Here is a 7289-nt window from a genome sequence, read left to right as displayed (position 1 = left end):
CGCCACCGCGGTCGGGTCGACCGCCGACGACGCCGAGCCGCACCTCATCGCGACGGGCGGCCGCGTGCTCAACGTCGTCGCGGTCGGCGACGACTTCGCCGAGGCGCGACGCCGCGCGTACGAGGCGATCGGGCAGCTCCGACTCGACGGCGGGCAGTACCGCACCGACATCGCCGCACGCGTCGCGGACTGAGCAGGGCGCCGCGCCCACGCCGGGCGCAGGCGTCGTGACGAGAAGGAGACAGCATGACCCACGTGACCGACCTCGCCGGCTGGACCCTCGTCTACTCGGGCAAGGTGCGCGACCTGTACGTTCCGACCGACCTGATGACCGACGACGACACCTGGACGGGTGACCCCCTGAAGCTGTCGCCCGTCGCCCTCGTCGTCGCGAGCGACCGGGTGAGTGCGTTCGACGAGATCCTCGAGCCCGAGATCCCGGGCAAGGGGGCGCTGCTCACCTCCCTCACGCGCTGGTGGTTCGACCGGCTGCCCGAGGTTCCGAACCACCTCGCCTACGCCGAGGACGACCGCTACCGCGACCTGCCGGCGATCCCGGCCGCGGTCGCCGACCGCGCGATGCTCTGCCGCACGCTCGACATGTTCCCGATCGAGTGCGTCGTTCGCGGCTACCTCACGGGCAGCGGATACGCGGAGTACGTCGCGACCGGCGGCATCGGCGGACTGCCGCTCCCCGAGGGCCTCCAGGACGGCGACCGGCTCCCCGAGCCCGTGTACACGCCCGCGTGGAAGGCGCCGCTCGGCCAGCACGACGAGAACATCTCGTACGAGCGGACCGTCGAGCTCGTCGGCGAGACGGTCGCGGAGCAGCTCCGCGCGATCTCGCTCGCGGTCTTCGAGCACGCCTCCGAGGTCGCCGAGGAGCGCGGGCTGATCCTCGCCGACACGAAGTTCGAGTTCGGCGCCGACCGCGAGCTCGGCATCGTGACGCTCGCCGACGAGGTGCTGACGAGCGACTCGAGCCGGTACTGGGACCTGGAGGCGTACCTGACCGGTGCGACGCCCGAGATCCGCTTGGCGAGCTTCGACAAGCAGATCGTGCGCGACTGGCTCGCCGCGAACTGGGACCGGTCCGCGCAGGCCGCGCCCCCGACCCTGCCGGCGGAGATCGTCGAGCAGACGGCCGAGCGCTACCGCGCGCTCGTGGAGCGGCTCACGCTCGGGCTCTGAGCCGGGTCGGGGCCGGCCGGCTCGCGCCGTTCCCGCCGCGGCCGGAATAGTCGTCGAAGGGACGTGGTTGAAATAGTTGTGCCTACAACTGATTCGCGCGGCTCATCCGGCGCCGCCCACGACCGACTCGCCGCCGACACGGCGATGGGTCCGGTGACCCTGCGCGTCGCCGACCTCGACGCCATGATCCGGTACTACCGCGACGGCGTGACGCTCGAGCTCCTGAGCCACGACGGGCCGGTCGCCGTGCTCGGGCGCGGCGGCGTGCCCGCCATGATCCTCCAGCACGCACCCGAGCTGAAGCACGCGTCGCCGCGCAGCGCCGGGCTGTTCCACACCGCGATCCTCTTCGACACCAGGGAGGCGCTCGCGACCGCCCTCCTGTCCGTCGCGACGAAGCACCCCGGCACCTTCACCGGCAGCGCCGACCACCTCGTGAGCGAGGCGTTCTACTTCGACGACCCCGAGGGCAACGGCGTGGAGCTCTACTTCGACCGCGACCGCTCGACGTGGAGCTGGACGCACGGCACGGTCGAGATGGCCACGATCTTCCTCGACCCCAACGGGTACCTGCGCGAGCACCTCACCGAGCGTGGGGCGGATGCCGCGGCCGCGGGCACCGGCCTCGGCAACGCCGGGGTCGGGCACGTGCACCTCTCCGTGGGCGACGTCGCGAGCGCGCGCGAGTTCTACGTGGACCGCCTGGGCTTCGACCAGACCGCGACCTACGGCGACCAGGCGCTCTTCGTCAGCGCGGGCGGCTACCACCACCACATGGCCATGAACACGTGGAAGAGCCTCGGCGCGGGGCGCCGACAGCTCGCGCTCGGCCTCGGCAAGGTCGAGATCCTGGTGCCGACGGCCGACGACCTCGGCGAACTGGGCGAGCGGATGGCGCACTTCCGCGTCCCGTCCCGAGAGGACGGGCGCACGATCGCGTTCGACGACCCCTGGGCGAACGTCGTCGAGGTGCGCGCGGCGGAGTAGTCGCCCGCTCGGCCGACCGGCCGCGGGAGGCCCTCAGTCCTCGGCGCGCTTCCGGTGCGACATGTCGTGGAACTCGCCGAAGTCGAGCGCGGCGCCCGGCAGCGCGTTCGCATCGGGCCGTGCGCGGAGCCCGTCGAGCACCACGGCCAGTTGGCGTCGCCAGAACGGCAGGTAGGCGCCGCCGTACTGGCCGAGCGAACCGAGCATGTCGACGAGCACGCTGATGTCGACCGCGGTGACGTCGGGACGAAGGGCGCCCTCGGCCTGGGCCCGCGCGACGACGCCGTCGGCCATCGCCTGCAGTTCGGTCCCCGGACGGTGGTCGGGATCGAGCTCGGCGACGCGACGCATGACGGCAGGCAGGTACGGACGCTCGATGAGCCAGGCGGACAGGGCCTCGAGCCAGATCTCGATCGCGTGCCATCCGCTCTCGGCCTGGCTGATCTTCGTCGTGAAGGCACGCAGGTCGTCGACGCCGGTGTCGTAGAGCTCCCGGATCAGCGCGTCGCGCGTCGGGAAGTGGCGGTAGACGGTGCCGGCCCCCACCTCCGCGCGCGTGGCGAGCTCATCGAGCGGCGCATCGATGCCGCGTTCGGCGAAGAGGCGCCGGGCCTCGACGAGCAGGCGCTCATGGTTGCGACGGGCGTCCCGACGCGACGACACGGTCGTGGTCACGACACCAGCGTACGCCCGCGACCCTCTCGGGTGTCCGGATCGGATAGTATTCGGAGCGTCTACTCCGCTTTCCCTAGTGCGGGAGACATGCGCCCACTCGGGGGAGGGGCGTCGGTGCGGCGGGCACGGGGTGGATGCCTGCTCTGGGGGATGCCCGCCGCACCCACTTCGGGTCCGCGGTGCGCCCGGAGGCCGCCACCTCGTCCGGTTCGCTATTCGAGCGTCTCGAGGTGCACCTCGACCGGCTCTCCCGCCTCGATGCCCTCGGCCTCGCGCACGGCGCGCTTCAGCGGGAGCGCGTAGCGCTCCTTGCCCGGGAAGATCGAGGTCCGCCACGTCGTGCCGCCGATCGTCGCCGAGACCCGCACCGACCCGAACCCGCGCGGCATGCGCGGGCGGTCGCGGATCTCCTCGGAGAGCTCGCCGGGTACGTCGACGAAGAACCACGAATCGGCGGCGCGCTCCTCCCAGCGGTAGACGACCGCCGTGAACCGGTACTCCTCGCGCATGCGACCGACCCTACGCCCGACCTCCGACGACGTCGCGCGGCCGTCCGGGACCCCGGACGACGAGGCCCCCGGGACCCCTGACGGCGGCACCGGCCCGGTGGCTAGGCTGGCGGCGTGGCAGCATCGAACGACGACCGAGCGGTCGAGGCGGACGAACGGGGCGTCGAGGCCAACACGCGACGCATCGAGGCATCCGTCGTCACCGACTTCAGCGACCGCATGAGCTACGGCGGCTACCTCGACCTCGACACGCTGCTCGCCGCGCAGCGGCCCATCTCGCGGCCCGAGCACCACGACGAGCTGCTGTTCATCATCCAGCACCAGACCACCGAGCTCTGGCTGAAGCTCGTCCTGCACGAGCTCGAGTCGGCGTGCGAGTTCATGCGCGCCGACGACCTCCCGCCGGCGCTCAAGTGCATCGCGCGAGTGAAGCACATCCAGAAGACGCTCACCGAGCAGTGGTCGGTGCTCGCGACGCTCACCCCGAGCGAGTACGCGCAGTTCCGCGGCGTGCTCGGCAACGCGTCCGGCTTCCAGTCGTACCAGTACCGCGCGGTCGAGTTCACGCTGGGCAACAAGAACGCGAAGATGCTGCAGGTCTTCGAGGCGGACGCCGCGGCGAGCGCGATCGTGCGCCGCGCCCTCGAGTCGCCGAGCCTGTACGACGAGTTCCTGCGACTGCTCGCCCGCGCCGGATACGACATCCCGGCGGACGTGCTCGAGCGGGACGTCACGAAGGCCTGGACCTTCCACGACGACCTCGTGCCCGTGTTCGCGGCGATCTACGCCGACCCGGAGCACAACTGGGCCGCCTACGAGACGTGCGAGGAACTCGTCGACCTCGAGGACAACTTCCAGCTCTGGCGGTTCCGGCACCTGAAGACCGTCGAGCGCATCATCGGGTCGAAGACGGGCACCGGCGGTTCGAGCGGTGCGCCGTTCCTCAGGCGCGCGCTCGAGCTCACCTTCTTCCCCGAGCTGTACGCGGTCCGCACCGAGATCCCGGGGTGAGCGAGATGACGGACGCCTCGCACTCCCCCGAGCCCGCCGAGCCCGCCCGGCCCGCCGATCCGCTCGGCCCGCTCGCCCGCCGCGTGCGGCGTTCGCTGAACGGCGACCATCCCGGCGAGACCGGCGTCATGCTGCCGCCGTTCGTCGACCACCACGTGCACCTGCAGCTGGCCGATCCGGCACCCGCCGTCGCACGCGGGATCGCCGCAGTGGTCGACCTCGGCGCCGACCCCGGCGCCATCGCGACGATCGCGCGCGCCGACGGGCTGCCGCACGTGCGGTACGCGGGAGCGTTCCTCACCGCCCGCGGCGGCTACCCGACGGGTCGACCGTGGGCGCCGGCCGGGAGCGTGCGCGAGCTCGACCCCGTCTCCGGCGACGCCGACGACCTGCGCGAGCGTCGGCACCACGCGCTCAGCGGGCCCGTCGAAGCGGTGGTCGACGAGCAGAGGAGGTTCGGGGCATCCGTCGTCAAGGTCGCCCTGAACTCCGTCGCAGGCCCGACCTTCGACCGGTCGACGCTCGACGCGATCGTCGCGGCCTCACGGGCGGCCGGGTTGCCGGTCGCCGTGCACGCCGAGGGCGCGGGGATGGCGCAGCTCGCGATCGACGCCGGCGCCGACGTGCTCGTGCACGCCCCCTTCACCGAGCGGCTCGAGGACGACGTGATCGCGCGCGCCGTCGCAGCCCGTCAGGCGTGGATCTCGACGATCGCGATCCACGTGCGCGACGACGCATCCGTCGCCGAGACCGCCATCGACAACGTCCGCCGCTTCCACGCCGCCGGCGGCCGCGTGCTGTACGGCACCGACTCCGGCAACGGCGAGCTCGATCCGGGAGTGAACCCCGTCGAGGTCGCCGCGCTCGTGCGCGCCGGGCTCTCGGCATCCGCGGTCATCGCCGCACTCGCCGACCCGTGGCCCGAGCGATCGCCGGGCTGGGCCGACGCCGGCGTCGCGACCTTCGTCCCCGACCCCGCCCCGGCCGACGGCGACCTCGGCACGCCCGACGCCGTCGCCCGATGGCTCGCCACGGCACGACTCGTGCCCACCGAGGAACTGGAGCTCAGCTGACCATGGACTCGCTGCTCGCCTACGCCCGCCGCCAGGACCGCGCCGACGGCCTCGCGCACCTCCGAACGCGCTTCGTCGGCGCCGACACCGAGCTCGTCTACTTCGACGGGAACTCGCTCGGCAGGCCGCCGGTCGCCGCGATCGAGCGCGTCGAGCGGTTCATGCGCGAGGAATGGGGCGGGCGACTCATCCGCGGGTGGGACGAGTCCTGGCTGCAGCTGCCGTACGAGATCGGCGACCGCATCGGTCGCGCCGTGATCGAGGCGAAGGCCGGCCAGACCGTCATCGGCGACTCGACGACGGTGCTCCTCTACAAGCTCGCGCGCGCCGCCGTCGATGCGCAGGTCGCACGGGATCCGCAGCGTCGTGAGATCGTCGTCGACCGCGACAACTTCCCGACCGACCGGTACGTCCTCGAGGGCATCGCGCACGAGACCGGATGCCGCCTCCGCTGGATCGACGTCGACCTCGAGCGCGGCGTCACCCCGGAGCAGCTCGCCGAAGTCGCCGGTCCGCACACGGCGCTCGTCGTCGTCAACCACGTCTCGTACCGGTCCGCCTACCTCGCCGACGCGCCGGAGCTCACGCGCATCGCCCACGACGCCGGCGCGCTCATCCTCTGGGACCTCTGCCACTCGGCCGGCTCCGTGCCGGTGCACGCCGATCGCTGGGAGTTCGACCTCGCCGTCGGCTGCACCTACAAGTACCTCAACGGAGGGCCCGGCTCCCCCGCGTTCGCGTACGTGCGCGACGACCTGCAGCAGGCGCTGCGGCAGCCGATCCAGGGCTGGTTCGGCACGGCCGACCTGTTCGCGATGGGGCCCGAGTACGTTCCCGCGCCCGGCATCCGTCGCTTCGTCAGCGGCACGTCGCCCATCACCGCGATGATCGCGATGCAGGAGACGCTCGCCATGATCGAGGACGTCGGAATGGCGGCGATCCGCGCGAAGTCGATCGCGCTCACCGAGTACGCGATCGAACTCGCCGACCAGTGGCTCGCTCCGCTGGGCGTCGTGGTCGGCTCGCCGCGCGACGCCGAGGAGCGCGGCGGCCACGTGATCCTGCAGCACGACGCCATGCGCGAGGTCACCGCCCGCCTCTGGCAGCGCGACGTGATCCCCGACTACCGCGACGTGGGCGGCCTGCGGGTCGGGCTCGCACCCCTGTCGACGAGCTTCGAGGAGGTCCACCGCGGCCTCGACGCCACGCGCGAGGTGCTCCGCGAGGTGCTCGCGGAGCGGGCGGGGCTCGGCTAGGGGGCTCGGCGCCGCGCGGTTACCACGCGGCGTTCGCACCGGCAATCCCTCCGTCCGTTCACGCGACCGGAACACGGCACGCGTAGCATTGCCCACCACACGCGACACCGATGGAAGGGATGTTCCATGACGGATGCGACCGACAAGAAGATCGACGAGCTCGACGATCGGGTCGAGGAGGCGGTCGAGAACGCGATGGCCGCCGCTGACGCCGCCGGCGACGAGGCGGGCGACCTGGTCGGCGACCTGACGGACGCGGCGAGCGAGGCGATCGGCAAGGCGACCGCAGCGGCCTCCGACGCGGCGAGCAAGGCGACCGCAGCGGCCTCCGAAGCCGCGAGCAAGGCGACCGCGGCGGCCTCCGACGCGGCGAGCCAGGCCAAGGCGCTCGCCGCCGACGCCATGGACGACGCCGGCGAGTTCATCGACGACGCGACGGACTGGATCCAGGAGAAGTACCGCGAGAACCCGGCGCTGGTGCTCGGTCTCGCCGCCGCGGCCGGCGTGGCGCTGATCGTCGGCGTCGGCGCGATCGTCCGCGCGATCACGCGCGACTGAGCGCGACGCGGGCGGTGCGGGCCGACCGC

9 protein-coding genes are annotated in these 7289 nt (G+C 72.4%); 7 read left to right on the top strand and 2 right to left on the bottom strand.

Annotated features, from left to right (window positions below; translation table 11 throughout):
• From ESO86_RS08395 to ESO86_RS08385, 3 genes are all read left to right on the top strand, one after another.
• Positions 1 to 193, top strand: a 193-nt coding sequence (locus tag ESO86_RS08395; RefSeq protein WP_277985220.1) for a phosphoribosylglycinamide synthetase C domain-containing protein, incomplete at its 5' end; no start/stop codon positions are given.
• Positions 194 to 246: 53 nt separating this feature from the next.
• A complete protein-coding gene (locus ESO86_RS08390; RefSeq protein WP_129234488.1) occupies positions 247 to 1191 on the top strand; it encodes a phosphoribosylaminoimidazolesuccinocarboxamide synthase in 945 nt (314 codons plus the stop codon).
• A gap of 144 nt (positions 1192 to 1335) precedes the next feature.
• Positions 1336 to 2178 (top strand): VOC family protein, encoded by an 843-nt coding sequence (locus ESO86_RS08385; RefSeq protein WP_129234487.1) that lies wholly within the window; start codon positions 1336 to 1338, stop codon positions 2176 to 2178.
• Positions 2179 to 2211: 33 nt separating this feature from the next.
• Here ESO86_RS08385 and ESO86_RS08380 read toward each other — a convergent pair whose 3' ends face one another.
• Positions 2212 to 2853, bottom strand: coding sequence for a TetR/AcrR family transcriptional regulator (locus tag ESO86_RS08380; RefSeq protein ID WP_165307512.1), 642 nt, complete (start codon positions 2851 to 2853; stop codon positions 2212 to 2214).
• Between the two features lie 212 nt (positions 2854 to 3065).
• A complete protein-coding gene (locus ESO86_RS08375) occupies positions 3066 to 3362 on the bottom strand; it encodes a DUF1905 domain-containing protein (protein ID WP_129234485.1) in 297 nt (98 codons plus the stop codon).
• A gap of 114 nt (positions 3363 to 3476) precedes the next feature.
• Between ESO86_RS08375 and kynA the strand changes: the two genes are divergently transcribed.
• From kynA to ESO86_RS08355, 4 genes are all read left to right on the top strand, one after another.
• Positions 3477 to 4373: a tryptophan 2,3-dioxygenase gene (gene kynA / locus ESO86_RS08370; protein ID WP_277985217.1), complete on the top strand. Its 897-nt coding sequence runs from the start codon at positions 3477 to 3479 to the stop codon at positions 4371 to 4373.
• A 5-nt stretch (positions 4374 to 4378) separates the two neighbouring features.
• The gene (locus ESO86_RS08365; protein WP_129234489.1) at positions 4379 to 5446 is read left to right on the top strand and encodes an amidohydrolase family protein; all 1068 of its coding nucleotides are present in this window, start codon (positions 4379 to 4381) and stop codon (positions 5444 to 5446) included.
• 2 nt (positions 5447 to 5448) lie between these two features.
• A complete protein-coding gene (locus ESO86_RS08360; RefSeq protein ID WP_207207064.1) occupies positions 5449 to 6702 on the top strand; it encodes a kynureninase in 1254 nt (417 codons plus the stop codon).
• Positions 6703 to 6828: 126 nt separating this feature from the next.
• Positions 6829 to 7260, top strand: coding sequence for a hypothetical protein (locus tag ESO86_RS08355; protein WP_129234483.1), 432 nt, complete (start codon positions 6829 to 6831; stop codon positions 7258 to 7260).
• Positions 7261 to 7289 lie beyond the last annotated feature (29 nt).

Origin of the sequence: Agromyces binzhouensis (assembly GCF_004135055.1) — a bacterium.
GTDB classification, from domain to species: Bacteria; Actinomycetota; Actinomycetes; order Actinomycetales; family Microbacteriaceae; genus Agromyces; species Agromyces binzhouensis.
Note: the sequence above shows the minus strand (reverse complement) of the source record. Positions and strands in the feature narration are given on the sequence as shown.